The following is a 13751-nucleotide window of genomic DNA, read 5'->3' as shown; positions in this document are numbered from 1 at the left end:
ACGATATTGATTCTCTAGGTTTAAGTAAACATTGCTCTTGTATCAACACGCAAGCCCCAAGATAAGATTTCCCCATATTGTCGTATTTCTTACATGTTAATATCAAGATGAAACTTATAAAAAATATTGATAAAACTATTTGATTGTGCGCTTTACATATCTTACAAGGGGTGCCCTATAAAATAAGGTCATATAAATTTTTTTACATAATGATATTTTCATTAATGTGTAACTTGATTAATGTGAACTTGCATGATGAAGAAGTTCAATATAAGGTGCAAAAATAACAATTCAATTAAGGAAAATGCGCAATGCAATTGAAGAAAATCCTTACGACAATCACAGCTTTCATGGCACTTACAATAAATGTTTATGCGAGTGAACCTATCAAAATTGGTGTTTATCTTCCATTAAGTGGTCAAAATGCTTTTGGAGGTCAGCTTGAAATTCGAGGTATCGAATTAGCGCATAAACAAGTCCCAGAAATTTTGGGACGTAAAGTGGAACTTGTTATTATTGATAATAAATCTGATAAAGTGGAAGCAGCTAATGCTGTTATGCGTTTAACAGCAAGTGAAAAGGTAAGTGGAATCATTGGTAGCTATGGTTCTTCACTCTCGTTGGCAGGTGGTGAAATATCTGAAAAAGCAAAGACTCCAACCATTGCGACTTCTTCAACGAGTCCCCTTGTTACACAAGGTAAAAAATATTACTTCCGTGCTTGCTTTATTGATTCTTATCAAGGAGTAGGAATCGCAACTTATGTAAGTCAAGTTTTACATGCCAAAAAAGCTGCTGTCCTCAAAGATATTTCAAGCGACTATGCCATTGGTCTTGCAAGTTATTTTACGCGTGCTTTTAAAAAATTAGGTGGTGAAATTATCGCAAATTTAAATTATAATTCTGGAGATCAGGATTTTTCAGCCGTTCTCACGCAAATTATCGCACAAAAACCTGATATCTTATTCATTCCATCTTACTTTTCTGAAGGTGCCATCATCATGAAACAAGCGCGTGAATTAGGGGCCAAGTTTCAAATTATGGGTGGAGATGCCATGGACAACCCAGAAACCATTATGATTGCAGGAAGTTCTGCAGAAGGTTTCTTACATACGACACTCCCCTATAGTGAAGATATGCCAAACATGTCAGCAGCTGCGCAAAAATTTACAGAAGAGTGGAAAAAAGCTTATCCTGACAAAGAACCAAATATCAATTCAGTTTTGGGATACACAAGTTATATGATGTTTATGAAGGCTATTGAAAATGCTGGTAGCGCTGACCGTGAAAAAATTACAATTGAATTGAGCAAATTAAAAGATTTTCCAACGCCCTTTGGTGATATGTCAATGGATGAAAATCATAACCCTAAGATCCCGATTGGTATCATTAAAATACAGGATGGAAAACGTGTTTATTTAGAAGAGGTTAAACCTGCTTTTTAATGTAAGAGTTATCGTTATTAAAATGTAAGAATTGGTTGAGAATATCTTTCTCAACCAAAAACTCAAAATTTTCTTATTATCCTATGTAAATTAACGAATGTGGAAGGATGAGAGATGAGCACTGAAATGTTCATCCAGTATTTTTTTAATGCACTGGCATTGGGATCTCTTTATGGGCTTATCGCTATTGGTTATACCATGGTCTACGGTATATTGAGGCTGATTAATTTTGCTCACGGTGATATCTTTATGCTGGGAGCTTATTTTGTTTTCTTTTCCACAATTAGCTTTATGCCTGCGTGGGCAGCACTTCTTCTTTTGTTCCTTGCTGCACTTATTTATTATTCAGTCTTTATAGGGTTTAAAAGGCGCCCTCCCATTTATTGGATCGCTGTTTTTTTAATTCTTGCGCTAGGGTTTATTTATTATTTTAAAATTTCCCCACAAGATTTTACACCGATCTGGGTTTTAGCTCTTTGTTTTTCCATTTTTATTACAAGTGCAGTGGGGATTATCGTTGATCAACTTGCTTATAAACCTCTACGCCATGCGCCGCGTATTTCGGCACTTATCGGTGCAATTGGTGTTTCGTTTTTTATTGAAAATCTTTCTACGGTACTCTTCAGTGGTGTTCCCAAAGGTGTAAAACAACCGGATTTTTTAGTAACACCATTTTTATGGCATTTAGGATCAGAAGCAGGGGGTATCATTAGAATTGCTCCCATGTCTTTGATTGTTCCCATCGTGTCATTGATTCTTATTGTCTTACTGTTATGGATTATCCATAAAACGAAACCTGGTCTTGCTATGCGTGCAATCTCTCATGATATTGAAACGACGCGTTTAATGGGAGTTTCTGTTAATAAAGTCATTGCATTTACGTTTGGGATAGGTTCAGCACTTGCCGCTATAGCAGGTATTATGTGGTCATTGCGTTATCCTCAAATTCAGCCTTATATGGGCGTTCTTCCTGGTCTTAAGGCTTTTATTGCTGCCGTTATCGGGGGTATTGGTTCGATACCAGGAGCAATGTTGGGAGGATTGTTATTAGGGTTTATTGAAATTATGATTATCGCATTTTTTCCCGCGCTATCTGGATATCGTGATGCCTTCGCTTTCATTTTGCTGATTCTGATTTTATTGGTATTGCCCACGGGATTAATGGGTAAAAAAAGTCAGGAGAAAATCTAATGGCAAAGTCAGCGACAACTTTTTTATCGTGTATCAGTATTTTCGTTCTTATCGGTTTTTTATTCTATGCAGATAACCATTTTAATGATTATACACTCCGTATCATAAATTTGATTGCGATTAATGCGATCTTAGCAATTTCGCTTAATTTGATTTACGGCTTTACAGGTATGTTTTCCCTTGGACATGCTGGATTTATGGCTATTGGTTCTTATGTCTGTGCAATTTTACTTCTTTCCCCTGAACAAAAAGAGATGATGTGGATTCTTGATCCTATCGCTGAACCATTGTCTCATCTACAACTCCCTTTTTTCATCGCTGTTGTTGTAAGCGGTTTGTGCGCTGCAATTATCGGTTTATTGATTGCTTTACCAATATTGCGTCTTGGTGGCGATTATCTTGGAATTGCAACATTGGGTTTTGCAGAAATTATCCGCATTGTCATTACGAATGCAACATCGCTTACAAATGGTTCTTTGGGAATCAAAGGAATACCTCAAAATGCAACGTTATGGTGGAACTATGGTTGGTTAGCATTTACAGTTCTCTTTATTGTCTTCTTACTGCGAAGCAATACTGGTAACGTACTGCGTGCTATTCGTGATGATGAAATCGCTGCGAAAACCATGGGAATTAACGCTTTTTTCTACCGCAGTTTTTCTTTTACTGTTGGAGCATTTTTTGCAGGTATAGGTGGCGCATTAATGGCTGCTCTTATTTCAACCATCGATCCGAAAATGTTTAATTTTCTCCTAACTTTTAATATTTTAATGATTGTTGTCGCTGGTGGTCTTGGTTCAATTACAGGAAGCATTATTGGCAGCATTATTATTACAGTTATGCTTGAATGGCTTCGTATTATTGAAAGTCCACTTGACTTAGGTTTTATACATATTCCAGAAACACCAGGACTTCGCATGGTTGTTTTCTCTCTTTTATTACTGATAATTATCTTATTTTGGAGAAAAGGGTTGATGGGACAACGGGAATTCTCATGGAATGGAATTTATAGCTTTTTGACACGCAAAAAACTTTCTAATACTGAGGGAAAGCTATGAACAACACCATTCTTTCACTCAATGATATCGTAATGCGTTTTGGCGGATTAATTGCTGTCAATAATGTTAATATGGCCATTAAACGAGGAAGTATTACAGGGTTAATTGGTCCCAATGGTGCTGGAAAAACAACAGTTTTCAATATGATTTCTGGGTTTTATGCCCCTACAAGCGGCACCATTCTTTTTGATGAACAAAAAATTTCTGGAGAACCTCCTTATATTATCTGTAGGCGTCATATTGCCAGAACATTTCAAAATATTCGCCTTTTTTCAGGGTTAACAGTTTTACAAAACGTTATGGTAGGCGCTCATGTCCGTCAAAAATATCCTTGGTTTTCTTCAGCTCTCTTTTTTTCAAAGGCAATGAAAGAAAAAAGAGAAGTTTATAAAAATTCCATGGAGCTTCTTGAACGCTTACAACTTGATCACCTTGCTAATCAATCAGCAACAGCTTTACCTTATGGTGTACAACGACGTTTAGAAATTGCACGTGCGTTAGCTACAAAACCTAAATTGCTTCTTCTCGATGAACCTGTCGCTGGCATGAACCCACAAGAAAGTGAAGATCTTAGAAAGTTCATAGCAAAAGTGCAAAAAGACTTTGATCTTACAATTCTTCTTATTGAGCATGATATGAAAGTGGTTATGGGACTTTGCCAAAATATTTTGGTCATGGAATATGGCTGTTGCATTGCCAATGGCACACCAGATGAAATTCGTAATAACCCTAAAGTTATTGAAGCTTATCTTGGCGGAGATGTTTATGAATATTCTTAAAATAAAAAATCTTCACGTTCATTATGGTGCCATTAAAGCTGTCCAAAATCTTTCTATGTCCATAAAAAAAGGAAGTATTGTCACTTTAATTGGGGCCAATGGTGCTGGAAAAAGCAGTATTGTACGCTCTATTACAGGACTTAATCGCTCTGTTTACGGAGAGATTACTTATAATGGCGAGTCAATTATTAAAAAATCACCAGAAGATATTTTACGATTAGGGATTGCACTTAGTCCTGAAGGGCGACGTATTATGCCTCATCTCACTGTTTTAGAAAATCTCTATCTAGGTGCTTATATCCGTCATGATAAACAGGGAATTTCTCGTGATATTGAATGGATATTTGATCTTTTCCCGCGCTTACGTGAAAGATCAAAGCAGTTGGGCGGAACAATGTCAGGTGGGGAACAACAAATGGTTGCTGTAGGGCGTGCACTTATGAGCAATCCTGATATGGTTATATTAGATGAACCCTCGTTGGGGTTAGCTCCCCTTCTTGTTCGGGAGATTTTTTCGATTATCCGAAAAATTAATGATATGGGAAAAACTGTTCTTCTTATTGAACAAAATGCATTTGCTGCACTTTCCATTGCTGATTATGCTTATATTTTAGAGGTAGGACATATTTTATTTCACGGTGAAGGAAAAGCGATGCTTTCTGACCCACGTGTTAAGGGAGCCTATCTTGGTGGATAAAGGTAAGAAATTAAGGAAATAGAGTTTATTCCTTCCCTTTTAAAAAAGCATTTCTCACCAGTTATGAGAAATGCTTTTTTGTAAAGTTTGGGTGATTATTATAGCCACCATTTTTCTGCACAGAATATTCCTGCGGCTTGTTCAATAATGTGTGCTATTTGAAAAATGACTTCTTCAGCAAAAGGTTTACCAATCAGTTGTAATCCTAGGGGTAAACCATCTGATGATAGACCAGCAGGAACAGAAATTCCTGGTAACCCAGCCATATTTACGGGTACGGTAAAAATATCATTAAGATACATTGCAACAGCATCATTTTTTATTTTTTCATCAGCAATACCAAAGGCAGGTGTTGGTGTTGCTGGTGTAAGAATAGCATCAACGCCTGCATCAAAACATTGATCAAAATCACGTTTTACAAGTGTTCTTACTTTTTGAGCTCTTAGATAACCAGCATCATAATAACCTGATGAAAGAACATAAGTCCCTATCAGAATACGCCGTTTGACTTCATCACCAAAACCAACAGAACGCGTATTTTCATACATCTCAATGATATCTTTTCCAGGTACACGCAAACCAAAACGCACACCATCATAACGTGCTAAATTAGAAGAGGCTTCTGCAGGCGCTATAATATAATAAGAAGGTAGAGCGTATTTTGTATGAGGCAAAGAAACATTGTGTATTTCAGCTCCTGCTTCTTTTAACCAATTTATTCCCTTTTGCCAAAGATCAATAATTTCTTGAGACATCCCATCGAGGTAGTATTCTTTTGGAATACCAATTTTCATTCCTTTGATTGATTGTCCAAGATAACTTTCATAGTCAGGAACTGGTAAATTCACGGAAGTAGAATCTTTTTCATCAAAAGAGGCCATTGATCTGAGTAAAATAGCACAATCACGAACATTTCTAGCAATAGGTCCAGCTTGATCAAGAGATGAAGCAAAGGCGACAGCGCCCCATCGCGAACAACGTCCATAAGTTGGCTTTATTCCTACAGTTCCAGTAAAAGCTGCGGGTTGACGTATTGATCCACCTGTATCTGTTGCTGTTGCTCCAGCACAAATTTGTGCGGCAACAGCGGCTGCCGATCCCCCCGAAGAACCACCGGGGACAAGTCTCTCATTTGAGTCTTTTTTTCTCCATGGACTAATAACGGGACCATAATATGATGTCTCATTAGAAGAGCCCATAGCAAACTCATCCATATTAAGTTTTCCCAACATCACAGCACCATCTTGCCATAAATTAGCCGTAACGGTTGATTCATAGTTTGGTTTAAAACCATCAAGGATATTTGAACAGGCTTGAGTATGAACACCATGGGTTGCAAAAAGATCTTTAATCCCCAAGGGAATTCCTTCCAAAAGCCCCCCCTCTCCTTTCGCCAAACGGCGCTCTGATTCAGCGGCCATTTTTCTTGCTTGCTCTGCTGTTATTGCTACATAAGCATTCAAAGTTGGATTCGCCAATTCTATTGCTTTTAAATAAGCTTCTGTTAATTCTGTTGCTTTGAGCTTTTTCTTTATGAGAGCATCACGAGCTTGTGCAATTGTGAGGGTTGTTAAATCAGTCATATTGGTTCTCAAATTTCAAAAATATAAAAAGTTACTCAACAATTTTTGAGACAAGAAAAAAATTTTCTTCTGTAACAGGTGCATTGGCGACAATATCTGCTGCTTTATTGCCATCTGTAACATTATCTTCACGCATTCGTAGAGTCATCGGTATCACAGATGTTAATGGCTCAACTTCACTGACATCAACTTCATTCAATTGCTCTACAAAGCCTAAAATAGCATTGAATTTTTTTGTCATAGGTTCCACCTCATTATCGTGGATAGCAATCCGCGCTAAACGTGCAACCCGTTTGACGGTCTCTTGATCAACAGACATATTCTTTACGCCTTTCTGTTTTTTTGTTTATTTATTGATCTTTATCTGGCTATACAAGGCTGCACTTGCAAGCGCAAGAATATTAGATAAGATGAATAGATAATATAATTATAGATCTGAAATATTAAAAAACGTATTATAATCCCTATGGCTGTTATTAATATAAATGAAATTATGACACATCTTTTGCCTGGACAAACAATAGCAGGCTTAGATTTAGGGACAAAAACGATCGGAATTGCGATTTCTGATATGGGGCTGACTGTTTCAAATCCACGCCCTGTGCTCCAACGAAAAAAATTTACAGAAGATGCCAACACACTTATTAAAATTTTTGATCATGAAAATGTAGGCGTTATTGTCATTGGCTTACCTCTTAATATGAATGGAAGTAGCGGCTCTCGTGTTCAAGCAACCAGAGCTTTTGTGAGCAATATGAAAGCTTATACAAAAATTCCTTTTGTTTTTTGGGATGAACGCCTATCAACAATTGCCGCAGAGCGTTCTCTTTTAGAAATGAATGTATCACGGACTAAAAGAGCAAGCAGAATTGATTCGGCAGCCGCCGCTTTTATATTGCAAGGTGCTCTCAATAGAATTCAAAACTTTCATCATATGGAAGGATAGAGGACATTAAGCAAATGCCCTGCATTATAACGAGCAATGAGCATCCCGTAGGAAGATCTCCATTGTCCACCAAGACGGCTTTCCATATAGGCATTTGCAACATGTTCTATATCCGTAGAACGTAATGACGCAGCAGCAGCTGCATAGGCTACTTGTTCAACAAAAAATCTTCCTGCACCTTCATTTGCCGTGGCCATATCACCAGCAGACTTAATAATTTCAATGGCTCTTGGTCCTGCTGGGCCAATATCAAGAGCAATTTTTTCTAATAATTTCTGAAATAATCCTGGAGCTTTTTCAGCAATAAGAATGGCATCCTTTACCAATTGATTAGCAGAACCATTTCTCACAATTCGTGCAGGCCCATTATGCAACATTTGTGATAATGGATTATTCTCTATAAAACTTTCAATACCAACTTGTGCAATAATTTCGCCAATAATAGGCAGAACCAATTGACTGACGTGATAAGTAATAATAGGTGTCATAATGCGCGCAAAAGCTGCTTCAGAACGGTCATTTGCTGCATTGTCAAACGCTCTTGCTAAACGCAAAACCAATGCTTGTGAAGCAGCAATATCTAAGGCAATATCTGCAAAAATCCGTTCTGTCAGGGGTGGCAAAGGCTGATTTGGCATTTTTTTCCGGAAAAAATCTATACCAAATTGTAGAGCAGCTCGCAAAACACCTGCCGATATGACAGATTGATCAAAACGCATCATCGTCTCAATATCTTTAATAACTTTAAGACCTTCTCCAGCATTTCCTAAAAGCCAGCCATAACTGCCTTGAAAATCAACAATCCCCTCTGGTGTTAAAAGTTCTCCAGAACGCTGAATTAAATGACGAATCGATATCAATCCATTTAATGCACCATTTTCCTGTATGCGTGGAACAAAAAAGCAACTTAAGTGACCATTTAAATCTGCACTAACGAGATATCCATCAGCTGTAGGATTAATAACATTGGTTTTTACAACATTTAAACGATACAGATCTCGTTCCATATTTTCATCGAAAGAAATTTTCTTAACACTTGGAAAATTGAAAGCGTATTGTTCAATGTCATCAAAAGCACACGTCAGAGACGCAGATTTTTTATGATGAATAGGCTTTGATGAAGAATCATATTGGCGTGACAAAAGCACATTTTGCCATTTTTTAAAAAGCTCACTATCACTAATTAAGACAGCAATCGCTGCACTGGTTATAGTAACCTCATTCAAATGCCCTGTTTCTAAACCAGCAGATAAAGCCAAACGAATCGCACGCGCTTGATAACGTACCCCATTTTCTGAGCTCGTATTTTCCCAAAGCGAGGTAACCAGCCCCGCTTGTCTAGAATATTGCTGAAGGTCTTGATAGGAAGAATGTATTTCTAATTTTTCTGCCTGCTTTCCCCATTCATCGTTATAACGCAGTAAAGGCTTATAATGATTCGCTGAGCAAGAAAGATTCCATGCTTTTTGACTCGCAGCAAAATCCCCTATTTCTTCAAAGCTTGCTAATAAAGACTTAGGCAAAGTAGAGGCCATACGAAACATAAGCGTATCACTAAGAAATGTATTTTTTCGACGAGCATTTTGCGCAGAGACAGCACTCATAGGTCTATTCCTATATTCATATCATTCATATCATAGACTATTTGTCTTTTTAGAGTTAAGAAACATTTATCATATTCAAACAAATGCTTGTTTAACCTGTTTAGAGAGAGATAAAGAAGAATGCTATGATTCAAGATAAATTTTTTCCACTTTTCCCTCATGAACATCTTTTAGCTATTAAAGATCTGAGTGTACAAGACCTTAATACATTGCTTGATCGTGCAGAAGCAAACGTTATCCTTTCTAACAAAATTGATAAAACAAAATCTATTTTGCGCGGACGAACTCAAATTAATCTCTTTTTTGAAGCCTCGACACGAACACAATCTTCTTTTGAATTAGCCGGTAAAAGGTTGGGAGCAGACGTGATAAGTATCGCGATCGGCAACTCATCTGTAAAAAAAGGGGAAACATTACTTGATACAGCTGCAACGCTTAATGCAATGAAACCAGATATACTGGTTTTTCGTCATAGCAGTGCGGGAGCAGCAGCTTTATTAGCGCAAAAAGTTGATTGTTGTGTCATTAATGCAGGTGATGGTGCTCATGAACACCCAACCCAAGCTTTATTAGATGCTCTCACCATTAAAAGAGCAAAAGGTCGTATTGAAGGATTAACTGTTGCCATTTGCGGAGATATCTTGCACTCACGTGTTGCACGTTCGAATATCCTTAGTCTTAATGCTTTGGGGGCTCGCGTTCGTGCTGTTGCCCCTTCAACGCTCTTACCCAGTAAAATTAATCATATGAGTGTTGAGGTTTTTAACACCATGAAAGAAGGCCTTAAAGGTGCTGACGTTATCATGATGCTACGCTTACAACATGAGCGGATGACAGGCTCTTTTATCCCCTCCACGCGTGAATATTTTCACTATTTTGGCTTACATAAAAAAAATTTAGCCTATGCCAAAAATGATTGCATTATTTTGCATCCTGGTCCCATAAACCGTGGTGTGGAAATTGCATCTGATATAGCCGATGGACCACAAAGTATGATTCATACACAAGTAGAAATGGGAATTGCAGTGCGTATGGCGGTCATGGAGGCTTTATTAGATTCACGTTTGAAGATCAATGGAGAAAAAAAATGATAAAACCACTTGTTTTTCAAAAGGCTCGTATTATTGATCCTTCACGCGCGATCGATGAAATCGGTACAGTTATTGTTGAAAATGGGCGGATTATAGCCGCTGGAAAAGAAGCTCTAAATCAGGGGATTCCTGAAGGCGCAGAAGTTATTAATGCACAAAACAAAGCAATTCTCCCTGGTCTTGTTGATGCACGTGTTTTTGTTGGGGAACTAGGAAATGAAAATCGTGAAACAATTGCATCTGCAAGTCAAGCAGCCGCAGCAGGTGGTATTACTTCCTTTCTTATGATGCCAGACACCCACCTAGTTATTGATAATATTGCCCTCGTTCAATTTATTAAGCGTACAGCAGGGGAAATGTCATCGGTCAGTATTTATCCCGTTGCGGCAATCACACAAGGTTTCAACGGACAAGAAATAACCGAATTTGGTTTGCTCAAGGATGCAGGAGCCGTTGCTTTTAGTGAAGGAAAAAAAACACTTCAAAATTCATCTGTTATGCGACGTGCAATGACTTATGCAGGCGATTTTGATGTTCCATTGATACACGAAACGCAAGATAAAGATCTTACAGGACAAGGCGTAATGAATGAAGGACTGCTCGCCAGTTGGCTTGGTCTTTCTGGCATCCCCCGCGAAGCAGAAGTTATCCCCCTTGAAAGGGATCTGCGCTTAGCAGCATTAACGCAAACACGCTATCATGCCGCCCAGATATCAACAGCACTCTCTGCTGATGCGCTTCGCTTAGGCAAGAAACGCAGTGAGAAAATTTCAGCCGGTGTCTCGATCAATCATTTATCTCTCAACGAAAATGATATTGGTGAATATCAAACTTCTTTCCGCCTCACGCCCCCATTGCGTACAGAAGAAGACCGTATCGCACTGATTGAAGCAATAAAAGACGGGACGATAGATGTCATTGTCTCTTCCCATGATCCTCAGGGTATTGACACAAAACATTTACCATTCAATGACGCAGCAGCTGGCGCTATTGGTATGGAAACCTTATTAAGTGCGGCTTTGCGTCTTTATCATGATGAAAGCCTATCTCTTCTACGGATAACTGAACTTTTGTCAACAGCGCCTGCAAAGCTCTTTGGAATCGATGCAGGAACACTAAAGAAAGGTGCTTATGCAGACCTTATTGTGGTTGATCTTGAAGAGCCATGGGTTGTGTCGACAGATAAGCTCTATTCACGTTCAAAAAATACCCCTTTTGAGAATGCACGTTTTCAAGGACGTGTGCTCCAGACCTTTGTGAAAGGGAAATCCATTTTTAAATTAGATCAACAAACTTAATGAGATTCTTAATGAATGAAGTAAAAATATTTTTCCAATTCACTCCATGGTTTATTTTTCTCGTATCTTATCTCATTGGCTCGATCCCATTTGGTCTTCTATTGACGAGATTGGCCAAACTTGGCGACATAAGAACAATCGGTTCCGGCAATATTGGAGCAACAAATGTTTTACGAACAGGAAATAAAAAAGTTGCTGCTCTAACACTTCTTTGTGATATGTTGAAAGGAGCTATTGTTGTCTTCATTATAAAATTCTTTAGTGATCCGCTCAACAATAGTATCCTTATTTCTCTAGCGGGTTTTTTTGCTTTCTTAGGACATCTTTTTCCCGTATGGCTTAAATTTAAAGGTGGCAAAGGTGTTGCTACCTATCTAGGGGTTTGCTTAGGTGTCTATTGGCCCGCAGCAATTATTTTTATTATTGTATGGAGTGCAATTTTTCTTCTCATGCATTATTCTTCGTTATCTGCGCTTGTTGCAGTTACGATCACGCCGATATTTGTTTTTTATTTTTCCGATACTTATTTCTGTTGTATGCTGATCGCGATGAGCCTATTTGTGTTCATAAAACATTCTGCAAATATCAGTAGATTACTCATTGGGGAAGAAAATAAGATTGGGACACAAAACAGAAATAAATAAAGGAATCCTGCTTACTGATCATCAACGTCTAAACTGGTTACGGTTATTGCGCAGTGAAAATATTGGAGCTGTTAGCTTTCGCAATCTTATTGATTATTATAAAACAGCTGAAAATGCTCTAGCAGCATTGCCAGAGCTTAATAGAAAAGGAGAGGGGACTGCATCACTTAAAATAGCAAGCTTAGAAGATGCAGAAAAAGAAATACAAGAAGCTGAAAGATCAGGTGTTCGGTTTATCGGTATGGGAGAACCAGATTATCCAGCTTTTCTTAAGGTTACAGATTCCCCTCCCCCGCTTATTGCTATCAAAGGTAATGTTTCAATTTTTCAAAGAACTTCGGTTGGAATTATAGGCTCTCGAAATGCTTCAGCAGCTGGAAAAAAGCTTACAGCTCAATTTGCACATTTTCTGGGAAAAGCAGATTTTGTAACAATTTCTGGTCTCGCTCGTGGAATTGATAGCGTTGCGCATCAAGCAAGTTTAAAAACAGGAACAGTTGCAGTTATGGCAGGGGGAATTGATCATATCTATCCGCCTGAAAATAAAAAGCTGCATGAAGATATTATCGCTAATGGCGGAGCCATCATCAGCGAAATGCCTATCTCTTGGAAGCCACGTGCTATCGATTTTCCAAGGAGAAACCGTATTATTGCTGCTCTATCACTTGGTCTTTTGGTTGTGGAAGCAGCTTTGCGCTCAGGATCCTTAATTACCGCACGTCAAGCAGCTGAAATGGGACGGTTAATTTTTGCTATTCCCGGTTCCCCACTTGATCCAAGATCTGTTGGCACAAACAACCTTATTAAGGACGGAGCTCTTCTCACCACACATCCTTCTGACATCATAGAAACACTTACGCCATTAATTTCACCGCTTCCAAATTCCCAACTCAATTTTTTTGAGGAACCATCCTCTTTTAAAATTGAAAAGGAGAATTTTAATTCAGCCTCCGAAAAAAATTCTCATCCCTCTTTAACAAGTGATGATGCAGCACGCGCAGCAGTCCTTTCTGCTCTTTCAACAACGCCAATCGACTTAGACACACTCAGTACCCACTCAGGTGTTTCACTCCCAACTCTCTACCTCTTGTTGGTGGAACTAGAGCTTGCTGGAAAGCTTATTCGACACTCTGGTGGTTGTGTGTCATTGTCGAATCTTGATCTTCCCCAAGAGCCTCTGCACTATTAATAATGCTTTGTCCTTCTTTGGCAACCATATCCAAAAGCAATGCTAAAAGCGGACTATGCGCCTGACGCGCCATCTGATTCATCTGCTTTGACATGTCTGTAATATATTGGATAACTTTCAAATGATTTATAAACATAATCCTCTATCCTTGAGCATTTCCCCTCCTAGCTACCTCTCAATAGACGTTATCTTAGTATTTCGCCGTACATTTTTGTAATAACAGTGG

The 13751-nt window shown here is 38.4% G+C and carries 14 protein-coding genes; 10 read left to right on the top strand and 4 right to left on the bottom strand.

The genetic code is table 11. The features are described from left to right. The first annotated feature begins 311 nt into the window (after nucleotides 1-311). The 5 genes from CER18_RS05980 to CER18_RS05960 all read left to right on the top strand — a co-directional run bounded on the left by CER18_RS05980 (nucleotide 312) and on the right by CER18_RS05960 (nucleotide 5170). The gene (locus CER18_RS05980) at nucleotides 312-1445 is read left to right on the top strand and encodes an ABC transporter substrate-binding protein (protein WP_100129154.1); all 1134 of its coding nucleotides are present in this window, start codon (nucleotides 312-314) and stop codon (nucleotides 1443-1445) included. 114 nt (nucleotides 1446-1559) lie between these two features. Then, nucleotides 1560-2636 carry a branched-chain amino acid ABC transporter permease gene (locus CER18_RS05975; protein ID WP_100129153.1) on the top strand — a complete coding sequence of 359 codons (1077 nt, stop codon included), beginning with the start codon at nucleotides 1560-1562 and terminating at the stop codon, nucleotides 2634-2636. Continuing rightward, nucleotides 2636-3694: a branched-chain amino acid ABC transporter permease gene (locus tag CER18_RS05970; RefSeq protein WP_100129152.1), complete on the top strand. Its 1059-nt coding sequence runs from the start codon at nucleotides 2636-2638 to the stop codon at nucleotides 3692-3694. Before CER18_RS05975 ends, CER18_RS05970 begins: the two co-directional genes overlap by 1 nt. Then, on the top strand, nucleotides 3691-4473 hold the full coding sequence (locus CER18_RS05965) for an ABC transporter ATP-binding protein (protein ID WP_100129151.1): 783 nt from the start codon (nucleotides 3691-3693) through the stop codon (nucleotides 4471-4473). Before CER18_RS05970 ends, CER18_RS05965 begins: the two co-directional genes overlap by 4 nt. Beyond that, the gene (locus CER18_RS05960) at nucleotides 4460-5170 is read left to right on the top strand and encodes an ABC transporter ATP-binding protein (RefSeq protein ID WP_100129150.1); all 711 of its coding nucleotides are present in this window, start codon (nucleotides 4460-4462) and stop codon (nucleotides 5168-5170) included. Before CER18_RS05965 ends, CER18_RS05960 begins: the two co-directional genes overlap by 14 nt. 98 nt (nucleotides 5171-5268) lie before the next feature. On the opposite strand, the gene gatA is transcribed toward CER18_RS05960, so the two are convergent. After that, nucleotides 5269-6753 carry an Asp-tRNA(Asn)/Glu-tRNA(Gln) amidotransferase subunit GatA gene (gatA, locus tag CER18_RS05955; protein WP_100129149.1) on the bottom strand — a complete coding sequence of 495 codons (1485 nt, stop codon included), beginning with the start codon at nucleotides 6751-6753 and terminating at the stop codon, nucleotides 5269-5271. 31 nt (nucleotides 6754-6784) lie between these two features. Next, nucleotides 6785-7072: an Asp-tRNA(Asn)/Glu-tRNA(Gln) amidotransferase subunit GatC gene (gatC, locus tag CER18_RS05950; RefSeq protein WP_100129148.1), complete on the bottom strand. Its 288-nt coding sequence runs from the start codon at nucleotides 7070-7072 to the stop codon at nucleotides 6785-6787. Between the two features lie 147 nt (nucleotides 7073-7219). Here gatC and ruvX point away from each other — a divergent pair, with 147 nt between their 5' ends. Then, nucleotides 7220-7699: a Holliday junction resolvase RuvX gene (ruvX, locus tag CER18_RS05945; RefSeq protein ID WP_100129147.1), complete on the top strand. Its 480-nt coding sequence runs from the start codon at nucleotides 7220-7222 to the stop codon at nucleotides 7697-7699. On the opposite strand, the gene CER18_RS05940 is transcribed toward ruvX, so the two are convergent. Next, nucleotides 7684-9303, bottom strand: coding sequence for an acyl-CoA dehydrogenase family protein (locus tag CER18_RS05940; RefSeq protein ID WP_100129146.1), 1620 nt, complete (start codon nucleotides 9301-9303; stop codon nucleotides 7684-7686). The two genes, ruvX and CER18_RS05940, sit on opposite strands and share 16 nt — an antisense overlap. A 125-nt stretch (nucleotides 9304-9428) precedes the next feature. Here CER18_RS05940 and CER18_RS05935 point away from each other — a divergent pair, with 125 nt between their 5' ends. The 4 genes from CER18_RS05935 to dprA are packed head-to-tail and all read left to right on the top strand — an operon-like array spanning nucleotide 9429 to nucleotide 13525. Next, the gene (locus tag CER18_RS05935; protein ID WP_100129145.1) at nucleotides 9429-10394 is read left to right on the top strand and encodes an aspartate carbamoyltransferase catalytic subunit; all 966 of its coding nucleotides are present in this window, start codon (nucleotides 9429-9431) and stop codon (nucleotides 10392-10394) included. Then, nucleotides 10391-11692 (top strand): dihydroorotase, encoded by a 1302-nt coding sequence (locus tag CER18_RS05930; protein WP_100129144.1) that lies wholly within the window; start codon nucleotides 10391-10393, stop codon nucleotides 11690-11692. The genes CER18_RS05935 and CER18_RS05930 overlap by 4 nt, the downstream gene beginning before the upstream one ends. 11 nt (nucleotides 11693-11703) lie before the next feature. Further along, nucleotides 11704-12336, top strand: a complete 633-nt coding sequence (plsY, locus tag CER18_RS05925) for a glycerol-3-phosphate 1-O-acyltransferase PlsY (RefSeq protein ID WP_100129143.1) — start codon at nucleotides 11704-11706, stop codon at nucleotides 12334-12336. After that, complete coding sequence (gene dprA / locus CER18_RS05920) at nucleotides 12311-13525, top strand: DNA-processing protein DprA (protein WP_180299394.1); 1215 nt, start codon at nucleotides 12311-12313, stop codon at nucleotides 13523-13525. Before plsY ends, dprA begins: the two co-directional genes overlap by 26 nt. Here the strand turns inward: dprA and CER18_RS05915 are convergent. Then, entirely contained in the window at nucleotides 13455-13661 is a 207-nt protein-coding gene (locus CER18_RS05915) for a hypothetical protein (RefSeq protein WP_005773510.1), read from the bottom strand. The genes dprA and CER18_RS05915 overlap by 71 nt on opposite strands. Nucleotides 13662-13751 lie beyond the last annotated feature (90 nt).

The organism is Bartonella tribocorum, assembly GCF_002777915.1.
Classification (GTDB): domain Bacteria; phylum Pseudomonadota; class Alphaproteobacteria; order Rhizobiales; family Rhizobiaceae; genus Bartonella; species Bartonella tribocorum_A.
This window is presented reverse-complemented; position numbering and strand designations above follow the sequence as displayed.

What these genes read in the sequence shown, in the direction of transcription:
- ruvX (WP_100129147.1), top strand. Translation starts at nt 7,220, where the DNA reads ATGGCTGTTATTAATATAAATGAAATTATGACACATCTTTTGCCTGGA.
- gatA (WP_100129149.1), bottom strand. Translation starts at nt 6,753, where the DNA reads ATGACTGATTTAACAACCCTCACAATTGCACAAGCTCGTGATGCTCTC.
- CER18_RS05915 (WP_005773510.1), bottom strand. Translation starts at nt 13,661, where the DNA reads ATGTTTATAAATCATTTGAAAGTTATCCAATATATTACAGACATGTCA.
- CER18_RS05960 (WP_100129150.1), top strand. Translation starts at nt 4,460, where the DNA reads ATGAATATTCTTAAAATAAAAAATCTTCACGTTCATTATGGTGCCATT.
- gatC (WP_100129148.1), bottom strand. Translation starts at nt 7,072, where the DNA reads ATGTCTGTTGATCAAGAGACCGTCAAACGGGTTGCACGTTTAGCGCGG.
- CER18_RS05930 (WP_100129144.1), top strand. Translation starts at nt 10,391, where the DNA reads ATGATAAAACCACTTGTTTTTCAAAAGGCTCGTATTATTGATCCTTCA.
- CER18_RS05935 (WP_100129145.1), top strand. Translation starts at nt 9,429, where the DNA reads ATGATTCAAGATAAATTTTTTCCACTTTTCCCTCATGAACATCTTTTA.
- CER18_RS05975 (WP_100129153.1), top strand. Translation starts at nt 1,560, where the DNA reads ATGAGCACTGAAATGTTCATCCAGTATTTTTTTAATGCACTGGCATTG.
- CER18_RS05980 (WP_100129154.1), top strand. Translation starts at nt 312, where the DNA reads ATGCAATTGAAGAAAATCCTTACGACAATCACAGCTTTCATGGCACTT.
- CER18_RS05970 (WP_100129152.1), top strand. Translation starts at nt 2,636, where the DNA reads ATGGCAAAGTCAGCGACAACTTTTTTATCGTGTATCAGTATTTTCGTT.
- CER18_RS05940 (WP_100129146.1), bottom strand. Translation starts at nt 9,303, where the DNA reads ATGAGTGCTGTCTCTGCGCAAAATGCTCGTCGAAAAAATACATTTCTT.
- CER18_RS05965 (WP_100129151.1), top strand. Translation starts at nt 3,691, where the DNA reads ATGAACAACACCATTCTTTCACTCAATGATATCGTAATGCGTTTTGGC.
- plsY (WP_100129143.1), top strand. Translation starts at nt 11,704, where the DNA reads ATGAATGAAGTAAAAATATTTTTCCAATTCACTCCATGGTTTATTTTT.